Genomic DNA, 21,233 nt, shown 5'->3' with positions numbered 1-21,233 from the left:
CGCTCACCTGTGGATAGCATTGTGCCGTGCCCGACCCGTTCATCGACCTGCACGCGCACTCGAGTGTCTCCGACGGCACCGAGCCGCCCGCCGCGCTCGTCCGGGCCGCAGCCGCTGCCGGCCTCGACGCCGTCGCGCTGACCGACCACGACACCACGTCGGGCTGGGCCGAGGCGACGGCCGCCGCGCGCGAGCTCCCGCTGACGCTCGTCCCCGGCCTCGAGCTGAGCACCCGTGTCGGGTACCGGAGCGTGCACGTCCTCGGGTACCTCGTCGACCCCGAGGACCCCGCGCTCGTCGCGGAGACCACCCGCATCCGCGACGGACGGCTCGCCCGCGCGCGTCGCATGGTCGAGCGCATCGGCCAGGACCACCCGATCACCTGGGACGACGTCATCGCGCAGGCCAGCCCCGGTGCGACGATCGGCCGGCCGCACATCGCCGACGCGCTCGTCGCACGCGGCCTCGAGTCCGACCGCAGTGCGGCGTTCCGCGGCATCCTGCACCCGGCCTCCGGCTACTACGAACCGCACGAGGCCCCGACACCGCTCCGGGGCGTCGAACTCATCCGCGGCGCCGGCGGCGTGCCCGTGATCGCGCACCCGGCAGCGACCTCACGGGGCATCGTCATCGACGAAGCCGCCCTCCGGGAGCTCGTCGACGCCGGGCTCGGTGGCCTCGAGGTCGACCACCGCGAGAACCTCGCCCACGGCAAGCGCACCCTGCTCGAGTGGGCGGACCGCTACGACCTGTTCGTCACGGGTTCCAGCGACTACCACGGCACCGGCAAGCCGAACCGGCTCGGCGAGCACCGGACGTCCCGCCGCGCCTTCGACGAGATCCTCGCGCAGGCCACCGGCAGCGCCCCGGTCGTCGGCCCCGGCTCGCGCCTGGCCTGACCGACTGCTGCCGGAACGCGACAGTGCCCGTGGGTGAGACCCACGGGCACTGTCGCGTTCACGAAGTCCTTCCGGATGACCGGACGGGAGGCGCTACTCGCCGTCCGACGCCGGCTGCGGCGACGAGGCGGTCGCCTCGCCCCCCGTGCCGGCCCCGCGACGACGGCGACGACGACGACGCTTGGTCGCGGCACCGTCACCGTCGGTGCTGTCCGGACCCGTGCTCTCGACCTTGGGCGCGGAGTCCGCAGCCTGCGCTGCCGGGCGATCCGAGCCTCCGGTCCGGGTGCGACGACGCGGACGCGAGTCGCCGGACTCACCGGAGCCGTCCGACTGGCGCGGCTGGCGCGGCGGCCGCGAGCTGCTGCGCTCCGGCGCACCCGCCGTGGCGGCGTGCGACGACGAGCCGGGCAGACGGCCCTTGGTGCCCTGCGGGATGTCGAGTTCCTCGAACAGGTGCGGCGACGACGAGTAGGTCTCGACGGGCTCGGGGATGCCGAACTCGAGGGCCTTGTCGATCAGCGTCCACTTGTGCAGGTCGTCCCAGTCCACGAACGTGACCGCGATGCCCGTCTTGCCCGCGCGACCGGTCCGACCGGCGCGGTGCAGGTACGTGTCCGGGTCGTCCGGGATCGTGTGGTTGATCACGTGCGTGACGTCGTCCACGTCGATGCCGCGGGCCGCGACGTCGGTGGCGATGAGCACGTCGCGCTTGCCGGCCTTGAACGCCGCCATCGCGCGCTCGCGCTGCTCCTGGTTGAGGTCGCCGTGCACCGCTGCGGCGTTGAACCCGCGGTCCTTCAGTTCCTCGACCAGCTTCGCCGCCGCACGCTTGGTGCGGGTGAAGATCACGGTCTTGCCGCGGCCGTTCGCCTGCAGGATGCGGGCGATGACCTCGTCCTTGTCGAGCGAGTGCGCGCGGTAGATGAGGTGCTTGATGTTGGCCTGCATGAGGCCCTCGTCCGGGTCCGTGGCGCGGATGTGCACCGGACGCGACATGAAGCGACGGGCGAGCGCGACGATCGGCGCCGGCATGGTCGCCGAGAACAGCATCGTGTGGCGCACGTCGGGCACGGCCTGGAAGATCCGCTCGATGTCCGAGAGGAACCCGAGGTCGAGCATGCGGTCGGCCTCGTCGAGGACGACTTCCTGCACGTGGGAGAGGTCGAGCAGTCGCTGACGCTGCAGGTCGATCAGGCGCCCGGGGGTGCCGACGACGATCTGCGCGCCAGCCTTGAGCTGTTCGATCTGGCCTTCGTACGCCTTGCCGCCGTAGATCGAGACGATCGTGGTGGAGCGGTTCGAGGTCGCGAGTTCGAGGTCCTCGGTCACCTGGACCGCGAGTTCACGGGTCGGGACGACCACGAGGGCCTTCACGCCGTGGGCGGGGTCGGCGCCGAGACGCTGGATGAGGGGGAGGCCGAACCCGAAGGTCTTGCCGGTCCCGGTCTTGGCCTGGCCGATGATGTCCTGGCCGGTGAGGGCGAGCGGGATCGTCTGCTCCTGGATCGGGAAGGGCTCGATGATGCCCTTGCCGGCGAGCGCATCGACGATGTCCTGCTCGATGTTGAGGTCTGAGAAAGTCAAAAAGGTCACCCTGTCCTATCGGGGAGTCCGAACCAGTCTACCGGCGCGCGGAGCGGACGGGTCCTTCCCCCTATGCTGGAGGCGTGGTGTCGTGGTGGAACCGGAAGCGCGCGGCGCAGCTCGCAGCAGCATGGCTCGCGTCGCGGAACCCGAAGAACCCCGCGCAGGTGGAGCGCCTGCAGCTCGACGACGTCAGCCCCGAGCTCGACGTCTACCTCGGGCAGGCCGCCTACCTCCAGCTCTCGCTGTACGAGACGATGGGCCGCGCCGGAGCGTCGGCGCCGACCCTGTCCGGACGGCTGGTCACCGGCGTGCTCGCCACGACCGCGCTCGACCGGCACCGGTCGATCGTCGCCGAGATCGAGCGGACCGGAGCCGACCCGGCCGAGCTGATGGCGCCGCACCGGGAAGCCATCGACCTGTTCCTCGACCGGACGAGCGGTGCGGACTGGTACGAGTCGATGCTGACGGGCTACGTCACCGCCGGCATCCTCAACGACCTCTTCGCGAACCTGCTGCGCTCACTGCCGAACGACGTGCAGCAGCGGCTGCAGGGCGTGTTCGACGCGCGCGAAGAAGCGGCCGTCGTCGACGAGCTCAGCGCGCGCATCGACGAAGAACCGCAGGTGTCGTCCCGGCTGGCGATGTGGGGACGACGGCTCGTGGGTGACACGTTGCTCGTCGCACGGTCGGCGCTGGCGTCGCACGCTCGCGAGGACCAGTCGCGGCTGGAGCCGGTCTGGACCGAGCTGATCGCGACGCACACCCGGCGGATGGACGCCCTCGGGCTCACGGCCTGAGCGCGGCGCTGCTGCTGGCAGCACCGCGGGCAGTGCCGCCAGCAGTGTCCGGCCTGCTCAGGCGCGGCGTGTCGCTCCGGCGCCGCCGCGGTTCTTGACGGCCTCGTAGAAGGCGGCGTCGTTCGCGGTGCGGCGTCGGCCGAGCAGCCACTCCGCGGCGAGTGCGACGACCCCCGCGCCGACGAGTGCGACGACCCAGATCCAGGTGGCGTCGTACTGCCAGCCGGCCCAGGTCAGCACTTCCCAGAGGACGGCGGCGGTGATCCCGCCGACCGTCGGGCCGAGCAGCTGACCACGCGTCGAGCGCAACGGCAGCAGCACGTGCGCGATGGCACCGCAGATCAGGCCGCCGAGGATCGCGAAGAGGAGTTCCACGCCGGTGCTACGCGACGAAGCCGATGCGGCGGGCTTCTTCGGAGCCGAACTCGACGTAGGCCAGCGCTGCGGCGGCGACCACGTACTTGCGGCCCTTCTCGTCCTGCAGTGCGAGGTGCGTCTGGGATGCGAGCGCCTCGGAGACGGCCTTCTCGATCTCTTCCGCGGTCTGCTTCGTCTCGAAGGCGATCTCGCGCGGGCTGTTGATGATGCCGATCTTGATGTCCACGTGCTCACCATATCCGAGCCGTGTTCGGCGGGACCCTCCGTTCGCCTTGGGCGCACGGCGCACGGCGCACGGCGTCCGGCGCACGGCGTGCGGAGTCCGGCGTCCGGCGCACCGCCGGTCGGTCACCGGAGTTGTCGGTCGCCCTCGGTACGGTACGGACGTGCCCACGACCACGCTGACGCCAGCACCCGCGCCGACGCAGGTGTCCCGCGCGCTGGTCGCGGACCCCGGGCAGGCAGCGGTGCTCGCGCTGCCCGACGGCGTGCACGCAGCGGTGATCGGCGCTCCCGGCACCGGCAAGACCTCGACGCTCGCCCGCCTCGTCGCCACCCGGCTCCGGCGCCCCGACGCGATCACCCCGGACGGCCACGCGACGGTGCTCGCCCTGACGTCCTCGCGCACCGCGGCGACCGCGCTCCGTGACCACCTCGCGGTGACGGTCGAACGGGTCACGCCCGGCGCGCTCGCCCGCACCGTGAACTCCCTGGCCTTCCAGATCGTCGCGTTCGCCGCGGCCGCGCAGGGTCAGCCCGCGCCGACCCTCCTCACCGGTGGCGAACAGGACCGGATCCTCGCTGACCTGCTCGCCGGCCACGAGACCGACGGCACCGGCCCGGACTGGCCGCAGCCGATCACCGCCGTCGTCCGGGAACGCGCCGGGTTCCGGACCGCACTCCGCGACGTGATGATGCGGGCGGTCGCCGCCGGCGTCGAACCGGACGACATGCGCGAGCTCGCGGACGAGAAGGGCCGGCCGGAGTGGCGGGCGGTCGGTGACCTCGTGGACGAGTACCGGGCCGCGTTGACCGCCTTCCGGACGACGAGCCTCGACGCCGCGGAGCTCGTCGCCTTCGCCACCGCCGCCGTGCTCCGCGGGGAACTCCCGCCCGCGGTGGCCGCACTGCGCCTCGTGGTCGTCGACGACACGCAGGAACTCGTCGAGGGGGAGATCGCACTCCTCGGTGCGCTGGCCCGCTCCGGCGTCCAGGTCGTCGCGTTCGGCGATCCGGACATCGCCGCGTCGGCCTTCCGCGGTGCAGAGCCCGACGTCCTCGGCCGGCTCGCGTCCCGGCTCGGTGTCGCGCACGTGCAGGACGTCGTGCTCGGGACCGTGCACCGGCACCCCGCGCCGATCCGGGCGCTCGTCAGCGGGATCACCGGACGCGTCGGGGCTGCCGCGGCGGGGCGGCAGCGGACCGCGCTCGCCCGTGACACCGACGGCCGGCCGGACTCCGTGCTGCACCTCGAGGGCGGCAGCCGTTCCGCGCTCGTGGTCGCCGTCGCCCGTCGCCTGCGCGAGCACCACCTGATGGACGGCGTCCCGTGGCACCGCATGGTGGTCGTGACGCGCAGTGGTGCGGCCATCCCCGAACTCGTCCGTGCCCTCTCCGTTGCGGAGGTCCCCGCCACCGCGGGTGCGGCGCCGACCCGACCCCGCGACGACTCCGCCGCCCGGTCGTTGATCGACGCCGCGGCGGTCTCGCTGGGGGTGCTGCCGCTCGACGCCGACCTCGCGACCGCGTTCGCGACCGGTCCCCTCGGCGGGCTCGACACGCTCGCGATGCGGCGGCTCCGGCTCGCGCTCCGGCGTGAAGAACTGGCCGGCGGCGGCACCCGCACCGCGGACGAACTCCTCGTCGACGCGCTCGGGGCTCCGGAGCGGCTCGTCACCGTCGACGCCGCCTTCGCCCGCCGTGCCACCCGCCTCGCCCGGAGCCTCGTCCAGGCCCGCGCCGACGCCGAGTCCGGTGCCAGCATCGAGGAGATCCTCTGGGGCCTCTGGGAGCGCAGCGGTCTCGCCGGCATCTGGGGCGGCCAGTCGCTCGCGGGTGGTGTCGGTGCCGGCGAGGCCGACCGGCACCTCGACGCCGTGGTCGGGCTGTTCACCGCGGCGAAGCGCTTCGTCGAGCGCACGCCGGACGCCCCCGCGCGGGTCTTCGTCGACGACCTGCTCGGAGCCGACCTGCCCGAGGACAGCATCGGTCCGGACCGGACCGCCGGGCGTGTCCGCGTGCTCACCCCGTCCGCGACGATCGGGCTCGAGTGCGACGTCGTCGTGGTGCTCGGCCTGCAGGACGGCGTGTGGCCGAACACCCGGGTCCGGGGCAGCCTCCTCGACCCCGACGGACTGGTCCGCGCCGCTGCCGGGACCGACCACGACGTCGTGGACGACCGCGCCGCCGTGATCGCCGACGAGCTCCGGCTGTTCGCCCGGGCGGTCTCCCGCGCCACGACCCAGGTGGTCATCGGGACGATCGCCAACGACGACGAGTCCCCGTCCCCGTTCGTCCGGCTCGTGCCCGTGCCGCCGGACCGCCAGCCCACCGCGCACCCGCTCTCACTCCGGGGGCTCGCGGGTTCGCTCCGCCGTCGGGTGGTGGCGACCGGTGACCACGAGGCGGCCTCCGCACTCGCGCGCCTGGCCGAGGCCGAGGTCCCCGGCGCATCGCCGGACGACTGGTACGGCACCGCCGAGCCGACGACGGAAGACCCGCTCGTCGACCTGGACGGAGACGCCGTCGAGGACCCGGTCAGCGGCGACCTCGTCCCGCCCACCGTCGGGGTCTCCCCGTCGCGGATCGGCACCTTCGAGGAGTGCCCCGTGCACTGGTTCGTGCAGACGTTCGGCGGCGGCGCACCGAGCCCGGCGATGGGCATCGGCACGATCGTGCACGAGGCGATGGAGCACGCGACCGAGATCGACGTCGAGTCGCTGTGGGAACGGGTCGAGTCCCGGTGGGGTGAGCTGACGTTCGAGTCCCCGTGGATCGGCGACCGTGAACGCGCCAGGACGCGTCGGATGATCGAGGGGCTCAGCGACTACCTGCGCACGTTCGCCAGCGCCGGACGGCAGCTGCTCGGCGCCGAGACCTCGTTCGCACTCGTCACCGGCCCGGCGCGGGTTCGCGGCAGCATCGACCGCATCGAGATCGACCCCGACGGCCGCGTCAGCGTCGTCGACCTGAAGACCGGCCGGAGCATGCCGAGCGAGAAGAACGACATGCCCGAGCACCCGCAGCTCGGCGCCTACCAGCTCGCGGTTGAGGACGGCGCGGTCGAGGGCGTCCCGGCCGGATCGCCGATGACCGATGCCCGGCTCGTCTTCGTGCAGAACCCGAAGGGCGGGCACGCCTACTCGGAGCGGACCCAGCACGCGTTCGACCCCGACGCGCGCGAGTCCTACCGGGAACGGCTGCACGAGGTCGCCAGGGGCATGGCCGGCCGCACGTTCGTCGCCAACGTCGACGACCACTGCGAGAAGGCACGCACCGGTGTCGAGTGCCGGATCCACGTGGTGGGAGAGGTGACGTGGTGACCGACGAACTGCTCGAGGACGACGTCCTGGTCCGGCACGGCGCGGACGCGATCGCCGACGCACTCGGCCGTCCGCGCCCGACCGAGCAGCAGCGCGCCGTCATCGAGTCACCCCTCGCACCGGCCCTGGTCGTCGCCGGCGCCGGCAGCGGCAAGACCGAGACCATGGCGTCGCGGGTCGTCTGGCTGCTGGCCAACGGCCACGTGCGCCCGGACGAGATCCTCGGGCTCACCTTCACCCGCAAGGCGGCGGGGGAGCTCTCGATCCGGATCAACGACCGGATCCGGGCGCTCGAGGACGCCGGCCTGATCACGGCCGGCGACGCCTTCGAAGCCCCGACCGTGTCCACGTACAACGCCTTCGCGAACAGCGTCTTCCGCGAGAACGCGCTGCTGGTCGGGCGCGACGGCGAGTCCCAGGTGCTCACCGAACCGTCCGCGTGGCAGCTGGCACGCCGGGTCGTGGTCGCCGCCCGTGACGACCGGCTCGCCGGCCTCGACCGCAACGTCGACACGATCACCGCGGCCGTCGTCGCGCTCGCCGGAGCAGCGTCGGAGCACCTCGTCGAGCCCGAGCGGCTCCGGCGCTTCGCGATCGAGTTCTCCGAGCTGCTCGAGCTCCCCGGCAACCGCGGGAAGCCGTACGCCGCGATCACCGCGGCCGTGGCGGCGATCGGTGCACTGGAGCCGCTGACCGACCTGGTCGAGGAGTTCCGCCGCCAGAAGGTCGACCGCGGCTTCGTGGAGTTCTCCGACCAGATCGCGCTGGCCCTCGCCGCCGCCGAGGCCGCACCGCGCGTGGTCGACGACCTCCGGGGGCGGTTCAGGGTGGTGCTCCTCGACGAGTACCAGGACACCTCCGTGGTGCAGACCCGGTTCCTGGCACGGCTGTTCCACGACCACCCGGTGATGGCCGTCGGGGACCCGCACCAGTCGATCTACGGGTTCCGCGGCGCGAGCGCGGCGAACCTCGCCCGGTTCCCGCGGGACTTCGGACGCGCTGGCGACGCTGGCGACGCTGGCGCCGCCGCTCCGCGCACGTTCGCCCTCTCGACGAGCTGGCGGAACCCGGTCGACGTCCTCGCCGGGGCCAACGCCGTCGTAGCGCCCCTGTCCGAAGCGTCCGAGGTCGACGTGGAGCGCCTGTCACCACGGCCCGGCGCCGACGCCGGTGTCGTGCACGCCGTCTTCACCGAGACCCTGCCCGAAGAAGCGGCCGCCGTGGCCGCCTGGTTCGAGGACCACCGCCGCCGGAACCAGGGCGGCTCGATGGCGCTGCTCCTCCGTGCCCGGAAGGACCTCGCGGCGTTCACCGGGGCACTCGGGCAGCGGGGAGTGCCGTACCACGTGCTCGGCACCGGGGGACTGCTCCAGCGTCCGGAGATCGTCGACCTGGTGGCCTGCCTCCGGGTGCTCCACGACCCGGCCGCCGGCAACGACCTGATCCGGCTCCTCGCCGGGGCCCGCTGGCGGGTGGGCGCGGCGGACGTCGTCGCGCTGCACGGCCTGGCGCAGTGGCTGTTCAAGCGGGACCACACGCAGCAGCGCCTCGACGACGAGGTGACCGCCGCCTTCCGCGCGTCGGTCGCGGTCGGTGAGCACGGCTCGGTCGTGGACGCCCTGGACTTCGTCGCGGTCGCGCCGGACGAGCACGGCGCCCTGCAGGGCATCACCCCGGCCGGCCGCGACCGGATGCGCCGGCTCGGGCAGCAGCTCGCCGCGCTCCGGTCCCGTGCCGCCGGGGACCTGGTCGACTTCGTCACCCTGGTGATCCAGGAGATGCACCTCGACATCGAGGTCGCCGCGCACGAGCAGGGGAGCGGTGCGTACCTCGACGCCTTCGTCGACGAACTCGCCGGGTTCGTGGGGACGGACGACCGCGCGGACCTCGGCGCCTTCCTCGGCTGGATCGATGCGGCAGCGCGCCGTGACGACATGGGTCCCCGATCCGAGGAGCCCGAGGCCGGGACCGTGCAGATCCTCACGATCCACGGCTCGAAGGGGCTCGAGTGGGACGCGGTCGCGGTCCCCCGGATGGTCGAGGGTGCGCTGCCCGCCCGCCCGCAGGAAGGGTCATCGGGGTGGATCGGGTTCGGACGCCTCCCGTACGAGTTCCGCGGCGACGCGGACGAGCTCCCGCGCCTGGACTGGCGGGGGCACGACGCCCAGAAGGACGTCACGCTCGCGATCGACGCCTTCAAGGACGAGGTGAAGGCCCGCAACGAGGAAGAAGAGCGCCGGCTGACGTACGTCGCGCTGACCCGGTCGCGCCACGAGCTGCTGGTGAGCGGCTCGTTCTGGGCCGGCGGGGTGAAGCCGATGCAGCCGAGCCGGTACCTCGCGGACCTCGTCGACGCCGGGGTGGTCGCAGCCGACCGGATCCCGGAGACCACCGAGCACGAGGAGAACCCCCTCGGCGACGCCGGCGCGACCCAGGAGTGGCCGCACGTCCCGTTCGGGAACCGTGCGCCGCGGGTCGCCGCTGCCGCGGACAGGGTGCGGAACGCGAACCCGGGTGCGGCCGGACGCTTCGCCGCGGACATCGACCTGCTGCTCGCGGAGCGCCGCGCTGCCCGGTCCGCGAAGCACCGCGTGGTGGTCCCGCACCGGGTGCCGGCCTCCGGGTTCAAGGACTACCTCACCGAGCCCGACGCCGTCGCGGAGCGTCTGCGCCGGCCGATGCCCGAGCGCCCCTACCGCGCCACCCGGCTCGGCACCCTGTTCCACCAGTGGGTAGAACTCCGTGCGCGCTCCGGCGGGGCGCTCGAGACGCTCGGATCGCCGGAACTGCTCGACGTGTGGGACGGCGAGCTGGACGCCGACCCGGACGAGTCGGCCGCTCCCGACGCGGCGGTCAGCGACGACGACGCCCGGCGTCTCGGCGAGTTCCAGGAGACCTTCGCCCGGTCACGCTGGGCGGGCCTGACCCCGGTCGAGGTGGAGCGGGAGATCCACATCCCGTTCCTCGGGCACAGCGTGGTCTGCAAGCTCGACGCGGTCTACGAGATCGACGGGCGGATCGAGGTCGTCGACTGGAAGACCGGCAAGGCACCGTCCGGAGCGACCGACCTGGAACGCCGGCAGCTGCAGCTCGCGCTGTACCGCGTCGCCTACGCCGAGTTCACCGGGCGCCCGATCGCGGACGTCGACGCGGTGTTCTACTTCGTGGCGGACGACCTGGAGATCCGGCCGGCGGAGCTGCTCGACCGTGCCGGGCTCGAACGCGCCTGGGACGCCGCGATCGGCTGACGCGACGCGCGGGACGGACCCGCACCGTGCCTCCAGGCCGGAAATGCCGGAGAAGCCGAGAGTGCCGGAACGGCCGCGTCAGCCGTGCCGACGTTCGGTCGAGGACAGCAGCTGCTCGACCTCGCCGATCTCCATCGTCTCCGGCGACACCGACTGCAGCGGCGCTGCCGACGGTGCGTGCACCGCGTCGACGAGACGGTGCATCATCGCGACGGCGTCGTCGACGACCGAGGTGCTCTTCGCCTGCACGCCGTGCAGGAGCCACTGCGCCGTCTCGAGCTCGTGGTAGACCCGGGCCCGCTGGGCGAGCTGGCGGTCTCGGCCGCCACCGTTCGCCTCGTAGGCGCTGAGCACGGTGTCGAAGGCGTCGCGACGGCCGGCGAGCACCCACGCCAGGTCCTTCGCCGGGTCGCCGAGTCGGAGCTCGCCCCAGCCGAGGACACCGGTGACGTCGTCGCCCTGCACGAGCAGGACGTCTGGGCCGAGTGCACCGTGCACGACGGTCGGCGTGAACTGCCACAGCTGCTGGTCGCGCGCGGCGCCCTCCCAGCGGTCCTGCAGCGCGGCCGGCACGAGCTTGGTCGCGACGGCACGGTCCATCACGGACACGGCGGAACGGAGGACCTCGAAGGGGGTGAGGGAGGGCAGGCCGGCGTCGGTCACGAAGCTGGTCGGCAGCAGGTGGATCGCCGCGACGGCACGACCGACGCTGGTGGCGAGGTCCGGACGCTCGCCGAGGGCGCCGAGCGACGGGTGGCTGCCGGGGACGAACCCGGTCACGATGGCGCGGGTCGAGCCGATCGGCGCCTGACCGCGGTACTCGGGGACCGCGAACGGGAGGCGCGACCTGATCCCGGCGCTCAGCGCACGGATCGCGAGGAGGTCGGCCGACTGCCGCGCTTCGGCCCGCTGGTTCCGGGGGCGGCGGATCGCCGACTCGATGCCGTCCGAGTCGCGGAGGACCGCCGACTCGTAGTCACCGGCCGCGACCGAGCCGAGGGTGCGCGTGCCCGTGACGACGAGTCCGGGCACGGCCGTCGTCGCCAACGCCGCTAGAGTGAACTGGGATCCCGCCATGCCCCACAGGGTAGGTCCGCCGACGTCTGGATCGGTGCGCGCCACGCTGGTCCGGTCCCGACACGACACCGACCCGAGGAGTCATCCGTGACCGTGGAGTTCGCCGCCCGGCTGCCGCTCGCCCGCAACGAGCTCGACCGTGATGCCGAGTACCGCAGCACGCCCGACCTCGGACGGGTGCTGCGCGACGACGAGGCGACCCGCTTCCTGCCGGTGCACGGCGCCGCGATGCTCCGGAACCCGGACGGCACGCTGCGGTTCGTCGCCGCGGCCGACGTGCCCGAGGGGGCACCGCTGGTCTACCTCGGCCGTTCCGTGTCCGATGCCGCCGACGCTCCGGCCGGCACCCGGTTCGCCGCGGTCCTCGTCGACGCCGACACCGCCGCGCGGATCGAGCCCGAGGACGCCGCCTGGGAGAGCCTCCGGATGTTCGGCACCGAGCTGTCCCCGCGTGACCAGGGCCTCGCGGTCGAGGCCGTGGCGATGGCGAACTGGCACGCGGTGCACGGCTTCTCGCCCCGCACCGGCTCCAGCACCGAGGTGGTCACCGGCGGCTGGGTCCGCCGCGACGACCAGGGCCACGAGCTCTTCCCCCGCACCGACGCCGCGATCATCGTGGGTGTCGTCGATGCCGACGACCGCATCCTCCTCGGGTCGAACGCCGCGTGGGACCAGGACCGGTACTCGCTGCTCGCCGGGTTCGTCGAGCCCGGGGAGTCGCTCGAGGACGCCGTCCGCCGCGAGGTGTTCGAGGAGTCCGGCGTGCACGTCGAGGAGCCGGAGTACCTCGGATCCCAGCCGTGGCCGTTCCCGGCGTCGCTGATGGTCGGGTTCCGTGCCCGTGCGGTGGACGGCGACCCGTCGACCGCCCGCCCGGACGGCGTGGAGATCCTCGACGTCCGCTGGTTCTCTCGTGAGGACATCCGCGAGCGTGCCGGCGACACCCTGCTCCTGCCCGGACGGACGTCGATCGCCCGGGCGATCATCGAGGAGTGGTACGGCGGCCCGCTGGACCTGCCGTGAGCACCACCCCGGCCGGGCCGACACCACCCTCCCCGGAGGCGCTGCTCGCAGCGCTCGACGCGGAGCAGCGCACCGTCGCGACGACCCTCCTCGGCCCCGTTGCCGTCCTCGCCGGCGCCGGGACCGGCAAGACGCGGGCCATCACGCACCGGATCGCCTACGGCGTCGCCACCGGCACCTACTCGCCGGCGCACGTCCTCGCACTGACGTTCACCACCCGGGCGGCCGGTGAACTCCGTTCCCGCCTCCGCGCGCTCGGCGCCGGGAGCGTGCAGGCGCGGACCTTCCACGCCGCCGCGATGTCGCAGCTGAGCTACTTCTGGCCGGACACCGTCGGCGGCCACGCGCCGAAGATCGTCGAGTCCAAGGCGCGGATGATCGCGCACGCCGCGGACACGATCGGGATGCACGTCGACAAGCCGGTGCTCCGGGACCTCGCGGCCGAGGTGGAGTGGCGGAAGGTCCAGCGGCTCACCCTCGACGAGTACGAGGCGGCGGCCGTCGACCGGGTGATGCCGCGCGAGACCAGTCCGGCGCGCGTCATCGACCTGATGCGCGCGTACGAGCGGCTCAAGGACGACCGCCGGCAGATGGACTTCGAGGACGTCCTGCTCGCCACCCTCGGCATGGTCGAGACCGAACCGCGCGTCGCCAGCTACGTCCGGCAGCAGTACCGGTTCTTCGTGGTCGACGAGTACCAGGACGTCTCGCCCGTCCAGCACGACCTGCTCCGGGCGTGGCTGGGCGATCGGCAGGACCTCTGCGTCGTCGGCGACGCCAGCCAGACGATCTACTCCTTCGCGGGTGCGTCCAGCAAGTACCTGCTCGGCTTCGGGTCGGAGTTCCCGCGGGGGTCCGTGCTGCGGCTCGAGCGGAACTACCGGTCCACGCGAGAGGTCGTCAACGCCGCCAACGCGTTGATGCGCGGCCGACCCGGAGCACTCGACCTCGCGGCGCAGGACCCGGTGCCCGGCCCCGAGCCCGTCGTGGTGCCCTGCGTGCACGACGGTGACGAGGCTGCGACGATCGCACGCCGGATCACGGACCTGGTCAGCGAGGGCGGTGCCTACGGCGACTGCGCCGTCCTGTTCCGTGTCGGCGCCCAGTCCGCAGCGCTCGAGGCGGCTCTCGGCCGGTCCGGGATCCCGTACCGGGTGCAGGGCGGCACCCGGTTCTTCGACCGTCCCGAGGTGAAGCTCGCCGTGCACCACATGCGCGGTGAGGCGATCCGGCAGACCGACGACGAACTGACCCGGCGCGTGGGCCTGGTGCTGCAGGTCAGCGGGTGGACCCCGACCCCGCCGGAGGGCACCGGCGCGGTCCGCGAGCAGTGGGACGCGCTGCAGGCGATCATGGGCCTCGCCGAGGACGCCCCCGCGGGCACGACGATGCAGCAGTTCACCCAGGACCTGGTCGACCGGGCAGCGACCCACCACGAGCCCGAACTCGACGCCGTCACACTCGCGACGCTGCACTCATCCAAGGGCCTGGAATGGCCGAACGTCGTCATCGCCGGTGCCGCCGAGGGCCTCCTCCCGATCTCGCACGCAACCACCGACGCCGAGGTCGACGAAGAGCGCCGGCTGTTCTACGTCGGACTCACCCGAGCCCGCCGGACGGTCACGATCACGTGGTCACGACAGGGGTCCACTCGGGGCGGAGCGCGCGCTCCGAGCCGGTTCCTGGCAGCGATCGACACGCACACCGGGGGTGCGGCCGCGCCGGCCGACGCGACACGCTGAGGTCGTCGCGGTCGAAGACGAGCTGGTCGTCGCCGGGGACGGAGGCGCGCCGCGGCAACCGCTCGACGACGAGACGGGTGACCGCTGCGGCCACCGCACCGACCCGGTACGGCGAGAGCGGCGCGGCCGGCCGCCCCCACACCTGCGCGGCGATCGCCGGCCAGGTCGGGTCGTCGTCGACGTGCGCGTACTCGAGACACTGCATGCACGGCCCCGCGCCGGGGACCAGGAACGGGCCGACCCGGATGCGCCCGTCGCTCACGACCACCGGCAGGTGCGGGGTGCCGCGACGGGTCCACGCCGCACGGAGCGCCGGGTCGACGACGTGGTCGGCCACCACGACCGCGGTCTTCGGTTCCGGGTCCGGCACCGTGACCGGACCGCCGCGTGGGGCCGTGGTCCGGACCACGGTCACACCTTCCCCGGTCAGGAACGTGTCGAGCGTGTCGGGCAGAGCGCCGACCCCGTGGACCTCGACGCGGACCAGGGGTTCCGGGAGCATGTCGAGCACCGCCGGGCTCGCCGCGCCGAGGACCCGTGCCGCAACCTCTGGCCGGCACCCGACGCTGCCCGCGACCCCGGCGAGGGCGTCCCGGCCGGTCTCGCGCCGGAGTGCGAGGAGGAAGCGTTCCTCGGCCGTGGTGGGGACGCAGACCACGGCGCGCGGCGGGTCGACGCCGAGCTGCACGGTGACCGGGTCACGCCAGACGAACTCGAGCGTCGGATCGATGCGGATGCCCATGGGTCCACCGTGGCGGACGGGACCGGGCGTCGGGGCGCGACCGTCGGATCTGTGGACAACCACGTTGCCCACAGCCGGCCGGGTGCCGGCGGCGATCCGAGCCTCCCGGCCGGACCACCGCGACCTGTCGGCCGGACGGGACCGCCACCGCGCCCCCGTCGGCCGGACGGGACCACCACCGCGGCCCGTCGGCCGGACGGGACCGCCACCGCGACCTGTCGGCCGGACGGGACTGCCACCGCGGCCCGTCGGCCGGACGGGACTAGCGGGGGCCGCCCTCGGGAGCCGGACCGGCGTCGGGACCGTCCTCGTCGGACACCCCGCCCGACTCGTCCTCCCGCGGACGCGACCCCGTCGAGTCGTTCAGCAGGTCCTCGAGCGCACGGTCGAACTCGTCGTCCTCCGGCGTCTGCCCCGGGTTCCGGAGCCGCGCCACCAGTGCGTCCGGTGCGTCGATGTCATCGGAGACGGGCACCAGGTCGAAGTGCTCCCAGAGCGCGTCGCGCTGCTCGGCACCGAGCTCGTCGGTGACCCGTTGCCACATCGCCGCGGCCTCACGGAGGCGGCGGGGGCGCAGCTCCAGCCCGACGAGCGTCGCGAACGCGGACTCGGCGGGGCCACCGGCGGCACGGCGGCGGCGGACGGTCTCGGCGATCGCACCGGACCGGGGGAGTCGCGCGGTGGCGGCGGCGGTGACGGTGTCGACCCAGCCCTCGACGAGCGCGAGCATCGTCTCGAGGCGGGCGAGCGCGGCGTCCTGCTCCGGGGTGCGCGGCGGGATCAGCGCGCCGGACGCCAGGGCGTCGCGGAGCTGCTCCTGGTCGGTGGGGTCGATGTCGGCCGCGAGTTCCTCGACCCGGTCGAACGGGATGTGGATGCCGCGGGCGTACTCGGTGATCGAGGAGATGATGTGCAGCCGCAGCCAGCGCGCCGACCGGAACAGCCGGGCGTGCGCGAGCTCGCGCACCGCGAGGTAGATCCGGACCTCGTCCACCGGGACGTCGAGGCCCTCGGCGAACTCGGCGACGTTCTGCGGGAGGAGCGCCGCGACCTGCTCGTCGAGGAGCGGGATCCCGACGTCGCCGCCGGACACGACCTCCTTCGAGAGCTGCCCGACGACCTGGCCGAGCTGGATCGCGAAGAGTGCGCCGCCCACGCCGCGCATCGCCTTCGAGACGTCACCGAGCATGGCCTTCAGTTCTTCCGGCGCACGCTGGTCGATCGCCTCGGTGAGGGCGTCGGCGATGCTCGCCGCGACCGGCTCGGCGATCTGCGACCAGACCGGCGCGGTCGCCTTCGCCCACTGCTCCCGCGTGTACAGGCTCGGCGTCGCGGTGAGCTCGGCGACGCTCGTGACCTCGTCCAGCCAGAGCGCCGCGACCTGGAACGCCTGGTCGCTCGCCTGGCTCGTCGCCGGGTCGACACCGTGTGCGCCGTCCTTGGCGATGGCGACCGCGCGCTCGGCGGTCACCGAGAAGTCGATGCCGTCGCCGCCGTTCTGGGCGGCCTGCTGGAGCTGGCTCATCAGGTTCGCGACGAAGGCGGGGTCGTTGGGCAGGCCGGCGGCACCGGCGAGCTGTGACGGGTCGATCTGCCCCTCGCCGGCGAGGAGCTTGCGGAGCATCTCCTGGAAGTCGTCGTCCGGCCCCGGCTGCGGTTCATCAGGCATGCCGACTACGCTAATCCCCGCTCGTGGGACCGGACCTGGGACGGCCCCGTGGGAACGCCCATCCGGCTGCGCCGAGGGCGAACAGCCCCTCCGGCAGGAAGGGCGAGCAGGTGGGCGGTCGGCCCGCATGTGTCCCTCCGGAAGGACCCCGTTGACCCTCTTCGCGCCCGCGCCCCGTCGTCGCTCCCGCACCCGGACCGTTGGCTGGGCCTTCGTGATCGGGGCCGTCGTGCTCGCGATCATCGCCAGCGTCCTGCCGAGCCCGTACGTCATCGAGCTGCCCGGCCCCGTGTTCAACACGATCGGCACGCAGCAGCAGGGGACCGGCAAGGACGCGAAGGACGTCAAGCTGATCCAGGTCGACGGACACCCGACGTACCCGACGTCCGGCGCGCTCGACATGCTCACCGTGAGCGTCGAGGGCACGGCCACCCAGCGTCCGGCGTGGACGAGCGTGATCCGCGCGCTGTTCACCAAGTCGCAGGCCGTCGTCCCCGCCTCGGCGATCTACCCACCCGGCACCACGACCGAGCAGGTGAACGAGCAGGACGCCGCCGACATGACGAACTCGCAGCAGTCCGCCGTGGCCGCTGCCCTGATCCAGCAGGGGACGAAGATCCCCACGGAGCTCGAGGTGGGGACGGTCGGCAAGGACACCGCGGCGGACGGCGTGATCGAGAAGGGCGACGTCATCACGGCGTTCGACGGCACCTCGCTGACGACGAACGCGGACGCGACGACGCTCCGCGACCTGGTCGGCAAGCACGGCACCTCGTCGCCGGCGACCGTGACGATCACCCGTGACGGGAAGTCCGAGGACGTCCAGGTCACGCCGCGCGAGCAGAGCGGCACCGCGCTCCTCGGCGTCGGGGTCGTGGAGCACTACGACTTCCCGTTCGACGTCTCGATCAAGCTGCAGGACGTCGGCGGACCCTCCGCCGGCATGATGTTCGCGCTCGGGATCATCGACGAGATCACACCGGGCAAGCTCAACGGCGGCAAGCACGTGGCCGGCACCGGCACCATCACCGCGGACGGCGAGGTCGGGGCCATCGGCGGGATCCGGCAGAAGCTGTACGGCGCGAAGGACGCGGGAGCGACCGTCTTCCTCGCGCCGGCGTCGAACTGTGACGAGGTCGTCGGCCACGTCCCGGACGGGCTCGACGTCTACGCCGTGAAGACGCTGGACCAGGCGGTCACCGACCTCGACACGATCGCGAGCGGGAAGAGCACGGCCGGTCTCGCCACCTGCGGCTCCTGAGACGGTCGGCGTCGACCCGGCTCGCGTTCCCGGGGTGGTCGTCACCGCACCGGACGGGAGGCCCTGGCCGTCATCCTGAGATCGGGTACAGGTTCGCAGTCGGTCCGGTCCAATAGGATCGTGAACACTGACGGCCCGGTGCGCCGGGCCGCCGGTCCGACACGTCTGGAGCACATCACGTGACGACTGCCTCGTCCACCTCGTCCACCGCGGGACGGCGTTCGCCGCGTGTCCCGATCGTGGTCACGATCATCGTGCTCGCTGCACTGGTGATCGCCTTCTTCATCTTCGCCAGCCTGTACACCGACTACGCGTGGTTCGCGCAGCTCGGGTTCCAGCAGGTCCTGACCACCAGGTGGATCGCAGGGACGGCGATGTTCTTCGCCGGGTTCCTCGGCATGGCCGTCCCGGTGTACCTGAGCATCCTGCTGGCGTTCCGGTTCCGGCCGGTCTACGCGAAGCTCGGCTCGCAGCTGGACCGTTACCAGCAGGTCATCGAGCCGCTCCGCCGCGTCGTGATGATCGGCATCCCGGTCGTCCTCGGCATCTTCGCCGGGCTCGCGACGGCGCCGCGCTGGAGCATGGTGCTCGAGTACTTCAACCGGACCCCGTTCGGCCAGAAGGACCCGCAGTTCGGACTCGACATCGGGTTCTACGTCTTCGAGCTGCCGTTCTGGCGCTCGGTCGTGGCGTACTCGTCCGCGGTCGTGCTGATCGCCGGCCTCGCCGCACTCGCCGCGTGCTACCTCTACGGTGCCATGCGCTTCGGTGGGCGAGAGGTCCGCATCTCGCGCGCCGCCCGCGTCCAGCTCGCGATCACCGCCGCCGTCTACATCGCGCTGCAGGCCGTCAGTCTCTGGCTCGACCAGTACGCGGCCCTCACGAAGAGCAACTCGCTGATCACCGGTGCGCAGTACACCGAGGTCAACGCCACCATCCCGGGCCGCGAGATCATGGCGGGGATCGCCGCGATCGTCGCGATCCTGTTCATCGTCACCGCGATCATCGGCCGCTGGCGGATCTCCATCGTCGGCACCGGGCTGCTCCTGGTCTCCGCCATCGTCATCGGCGGCATCTACCCGTGGATCGTCCAGCGCCTGCAGGTCGCGCCGTCGGAGCGCTCGTTCGAGTCCGCGTACATCCAGCGGAACATCGACGCCACCCGTGACGCCTACGGGGTCGCCGGCGTCAAGGAGTCGAACTACGACGCCACCACCGAGACGGCCACCGGCGCCCTGGCGGAAGACGCCCAGACCACGACGAACATCCGCCTGATCGACCCGAAGATCGTGTCGGACACGTTCAGCCAGCTGCAGCAGTCGCGGCAGTACTACCAGTTCCCGGACGAGCTCGACGTCGACCGCTACGACATCAAGGGCCAGACCGAGGACACCGTCATCGCGGTCCGCGACATCGACCTCGACGGCCTCAGCGCCGCGGCGAACACGCAGTACAACCGCACGTTCGTCTACACCCACGGCTTCGGCGTCACCGCGGCCTACGGCAACCAGCGCGCCAGCGACGGCAAGCCGGTGTTCCTCGAGTCCGGCATCCCGACCACCGGTGCCCTCGGCGACTACCAGCAGCGCGTGTACTTCGGTGAGACCTCGCCGCCGTACTCGATCGTCGGTGCGCCGAAGGGCTCCAAGAACGTCGAGCTCGACTACCCGTCCGGCTCCGACGACTCGAACGACGCCAACGGCGGCAACGCGACCACCACCTACCAGGGCAACGGTGGCCCGAGCATCGGGAACTTCTTCAACCGGCTCGTCTACGCGGCGAAGTTCCAGTCGGAGCAGATCCTGCTCTCGAACGCGGTGAACCAGGACTCGCAGATCCTCTACGACCGTGACCCGATCACCCGCGTGAAGAAGGTCGCGCCGTACCTGACGCTGGACAGCGACGCCTACCCGGCGATCGTCGACCACCGGCTGCAGTGGATCGTGGACGGCTACACGACCAGTGACGCGTACCCGTACTCGCAGAGCCAGAGCCTGTCGGACAGCATCAACGGCACCGAGTCCTCGACCTACCGCACCGACCAGGTGAACTACATCCGGAACTCGGTCAAGGCCACCGTCGACGCCTACACGGGCAAGGTCACGCTCTACACGTGGGACACCAAGGACCCGGTGCTGAAGACGTGGCAGAAGATCTTCCCGACGTCGATGAAGTCCGTGTCCTCGATGAGCGCCGAGCTCCTCGACCACGTGCGCTACCCGACCGACCTCTTCAAGGTGCAGCGGTCGATCCTCGGGACGTACCACGTCACCAACGCGAACTCGTTCTACTCCGGAGACGACGCGTGGACGACACCGTCCGACCCCACCAGCGGGTCGAACGACAGCGACACCACCGCGACCGACTCCACGACGACGACCAACGCGCTCGGGACCCAGACGACGACCGCCAAGGCCGACCAACAGGACCCGTACTACCTGACGATGAAGGTGCCGGGGCAGGGGACCGCCTACACGCTCTACACGACGTACATACCCCAGCAGACGGGGTCGAACGCGCGGAACGTGCTGACCGGGTACCTCGCCGTCGACTCCGACGCCGGAGGGGCCGGCAAGGGCAAACGCTCGTCCGGCTACGGGAAGCTCACACTGCTGACGATCCCGAAGACGGACAACATCCCCGGCCCGCTCCAGGTGCAGAACCTGTTCAACTCCGACACCACCGTGTCGCAGGAGCTGAACATCCTGAAACGCGGGAACAGCACCGTGAAGCAGGGCAACCTGCTCACGCTGCCGGTCGGTGGCGGGTTCCTCTACGTCCAGCCCGTCTACGTCCAGTCGACGTCGAGCGGCTCGTACCCGCTGCTGCAGAAGGTGCTCGTGGCCTTCGGTGACAAGATCGCGTTCGAGGACACCCTCGACGAGGCGCTGAACCAGCTCTTCGGTGGTGACTCCGGTGCGGCCGCGGGTGACCAGGGCGCGGCGAACGGGTCCGGGTCCTCGGGCTCCGGTTCCGACTCCGGGTCCTCGGACAGCGGCTCCGGCTCCGGGTCGACCGACTCCGGGTCGACCGGGTCCTCCGGTTCGACGGGCACGGGCACCACGCCGAGCCCGGCGTTGCAGCAGGCCCTGTCGGACGCGAACGCTGCGCTGCAGGACCGGACGCAGGCCTACGCGGACAACGACCTCGTCGCCGCGGCGGAGGCGGACAAGCGTCTGCAGGAGGCCATCCAGGCCGCGATCGACGCCGAGGGTGACAGCAGCTCGGGCAACTGACACACGGGCGGGGCGCTCGATTTGGCGCC

Annotated in this window: 14 protein-coding genes; 8 read left to right on the top strand and 6 right to left on the bottom strand. The window is 72.3% G+C overall.

Annotated elements, in window-relative coordinates; genetic code table 11:
- Positions 1-26 precede the first annotated feature (26 nt).
- Entirely contained in the window at positions 27-899 is an 873-nt protein-coding gene (locus EDF27_RS10300; RefSeq protein ID WP_123654096.1) for a PHP domain-containing protein, read from the top strand.
- Positions 900-992: 93 nt separating this feature from the next.
- On the opposite strand, the gene EDF27_RS10295 is transcribed toward EDF27_RS10300, so the two are convergent.
- Entirely contained in the window at positions 993-2,486 is a 1,494-nt protein-coding gene (locus EDF27_RS10295; RefSeq protein ID WP_123654095.1) for a DEAD/DEAH box helicase, read from the bottom strand.
- A gap of 83 nt (positions 2,487-2,569) precedes the next feature.
- On the opposite strand from EDF27_RS10295, the gene EDF27_RS10290 reads away from it, so the two are divergent.
- A complete protein-coding gene (locus tag EDF27_RS10290) occupies positions 2,570-3,286 on the top strand; it encodes a ferritin-like fold-containing protein (protein WP_243698300.1) in 717 nt (238 codons plus the stop codon).
- A 57-nt stretch (positions 3,287-3,343) separates the two neighbouring features.
- On the opposite strand, the gene EDF27_RS10285 is transcribed toward EDF27_RS10290, so the two are convergent.
- Both EDF27_RS10285 and EDF27_RS10280 read right to left on the bottom strand, forming a co-directional pair.
- On the bottom strand, positions 3,344-3,661 hold the full coding sequence (locus EDF27_RS10285; RefSeq protein ID WP_132048651.1) for a hypothetical protein: 318 nt from the start codon (positions 3,659-3,661) through the stop codon (positions 3,344-3,346).
- Between the two features lie 7 nt (positions 3,662-3,668).
- Positions 3,669-3,890 (bottom strand): DUF3107 domain-containing protein, encoded by a 222-nt coding sequence (locus EDF27_RS10280; RefSeq protein WP_123654093.1) that lies wholly within the window; start codon positions 3,888-3,890, stop codon positions 3,669-3,671.
- 160 nt (positions 3,891-4,050) lie between these two features.
- On the opposite strand from EDF27_RS10280, the gene EDF27_RS10275 reads away from it, so the two are divergent.
- Together EDF27_RS10275 and EDF27_RS10270 are read left to right on the top strand one after the other, a co-directional pair.
- Positions 4,051-7,206 carry a UrvD/REP family ATP-dependent DNA helicase gene (locus tag EDF27_RS10275; RefSeq protein WP_165931441.1) on the top strand — a complete coding sequence of 1,052 codons (3,156 nt, stop codon included), beginning with the start codon at positions 4,051-4,053 and terminating at the stop codon, positions 7,204-7,206.
- The gene (locus EDF27_RS10270; protein ID WP_243698299.1) at positions 7,203-10,454 is read left to right on the top strand and encodes an ATP-dependent DNA helicase; all 3,252 of its coding nucleotides are present in this window, start codon (positions 7,203-7,205) and stop codon (positions 10,452-10,454) included. The genes EDF27_RS10275 and EDF27_RS10270 overlap by 4 nt, the downstream gene beginning before the upstream one ends.
- 78 nt (positions 10,455-10,532) lie before the next feature.
- On the opposite strand, the gene EDF27_RS10265 is transcribed toward EDF27_RS10270, so the two are convergent.
- Positions 10,533-11,531 carry a phosphotransferase gene (locus EDF27_RS10265; RefSeq protein ID WP_132048647.1) on the bottom strand — a complete coding sequence of 333 codons (999 nt, stop codon included), beginning with the start codon at positions 11,529-11,531 and terminating at the stop codon, positions 10,533-10,535.
- Between the two features lie 87 nt (positions 11,532-11,618).
- Between EDF27_RS10265 and nudC the strand changes: the two genes are divergently transcribed.
- Positions 11,619-12,554 carry an NAD(+) diphosphatase gene (gene nudC / locus EDF27_RS10260; protein WP_132048645.1) on the top strand — a complete coding sequence of 312 codons (936 nt, stop codon included), beginning with the start codon at positions 11,619-11,621 and terminating at the stop codon, positions 12,552-12,554.
- A complete protein-coding gene (locus EDF27_RS10255; RefSeq protein WP_123654089.1) occupies positions 12,551-14,296 on the top strand; it encodes an ATP-dependent helicase in 1,746 nt (581 codons plus the stop codon). Before nudC ends, EDF27_RS10255 begins: the two co-directional genes overlap by 4 nt.
- On the opposite strand, the gene EDF27_RS10250 is transcribed toward EDF27_RS10255, so the two are convergent.
- Complete coding sequence (locus EDF27_RS10250; RefSeq protein ID WP_132048643.1) at positions 14,181-15,038, bottom strand: TOMM precursor leader peptide-binding protein; 858 nt, start codon at positions 15,036-15,038, stop codon at positions 14,181-14,183. The two genes, EDF27_RS10255 and EDF27_RS10250, sit on opposite strands and share 116 nt — an antisense overlap.
- A gap of 262 nt (positions 15,039-15,300) precedes the next feature.
- Complete coding sequence (locus EDF27_RS10245) at positions 15,301-16,707, bottom strand: zinc-dependent metalloprotease (RefSeq protein ID WP_132048641.1); 1,407 nt, start codon at positions 16,705-16,707, stop codon at positions 15,301-15,303.
- A 151-nt stretch (positions 16,708-16,858) separates the two neighbouring features.
- Between EDF27_RS10245 and EDF27_RS10240 the strand changes: the two genes are divergently transcribed.
- The gene (locus tag EDF27_RS10240; protein WP_243698298.1) at positions 16,859-17,968 is read left to right on the top strand and encodes a S16 family serine protease; all 1,110 of its coding nucleotides are present in this window, start codon (positions 16,859-16,861) and stop codon (positions 17,966-17,968) included.
- Between the two features lie 239 nt (positions 17,969-18,207).
- The gene (locus EDF27_RS10235; RefSeq protein ID WP_207909616.1) at positions 18,208-21,204 is read left to right on the top strand and encodes a UPF0182 family protein; all 2,997 of its coding nucleotides are present in this window, start codon (positions 18,208-18,210) and stop codon (positions 21,202-21,204) included.
- Positions 21,205-21,233: the final 29 nt, after the last annotated feature.

This window comes from Curtobacterium sp. PhB136 (genome assembly GCF_004346855.1).
Classification (GTDB): domain Bacteria; phylum Actinomycetota; class Actinomycetes; order Actinomycetales; family Microbacteriaceae; genus Curtobacterium.
The sequence above is the reverse complement of the archived record's forward strand: the minus strand, read 5'-3'. Positions and strand labels throughout refer to the sequence as shown.